Genomic DNA, 943 nt, shown 5'->3' on the forward strand with positions numbered 1-943 from the left:
GGGCGACAACATCCGTTGTCGCAAATCCGGGTGTCACGGTGTGAGGGCTACAAGCCTCACAGCCCGTTTCCCCAGGTGAACGCGTTGCCTATGAGGTTGTGAGGCTGTGAGGCGGGGGCTCACGCCTGTGCTCCCGTACGCCCTGGCGGGGCCCGCCGCCGCGCAGGACGATGGAGTCGTGGGCGAGGACACCGAGGACCAGGAGCACGGCGTCGAACCGGCGCGGCCGCCGCTCACCGCGGCCCGCGCCCGGGAGATGACGGCCGGGCTGCGCGAAGCGATGGCCGACGTCCGGCGCTCCGTGGCGGTCCTCGCCGTCCGGGTCCGGGACGCACACGCCGCCAGGATCTGGATCCCTATGGGCTTCACCTCATGGGAGGCGTACTGCCAAGCGGAGTTCGCCGTCAGCCGCGCCCAGGCGTACCGGCTCCTCGATGTCGCCCGCGCGCTCACCGCGATCCACGGTGCCGTCGCCGCCGGCCCCGACCCGTCTCGCACGCGAGACACCGCCCCCGGCGCCGCGGCCGCGCTCGACTACGGCTTGTCCCAGCGGGCCCTGATCGCCGTCTCCGGCCGTACGGACACCGTCGCGGAGCTGATCACCCGCCGACTCGCCACACTCGCCCACAGCGGCCTCCGAGCGCTTGATGAGCCGACCGTGCGCGCCGTGGTCCGCCAGGCCGTCCGCGACGTCCGCACCGCACCGCCCCCACCGCCCGCCGATCCGCCGGCGGACCCGACCGTCGCCGCGCTGCGCCGCGTCGTCGACGACCTCGCCGCCAGCACCCACGCGATCGGGGAGCTGATGCTCGAAGTCGCCCCGGCCTACCTCTCCGACATCGAGGCCGCCGACGTCCTGGCGCTGCTGTGCGACCAGATCGGCGAGCCCCTCGAACACGGACTCGCGGCCCGCCGCTACGCGATGTCCGGCGACCGCCGCGCC

The 943-nt window shown here is 74.1% G+C and carries 1 protein-coding gene; it reads left to right on the forward strand.

The window, feature by feature from the left end:
* Positions 1 to 178: 178 nt before the first annotated feature.
* The coding region (locus ACFRCG_RS48600; protein WP_380043087.1) for a hypothetical protein at positions 179 to 943 on the forward strand (765 nt) is incomplete at its 3' end.

The sequence above is a fragment of the Embleya sp. NPDC056575 genome (assembly GCF_042793325.1).
Taxonomy (GTDB): domain Bacteria; phylum Actinomycetota; class Actinomycetes; order Streptomycetales; family Streptomycetaceae; genus Embleya.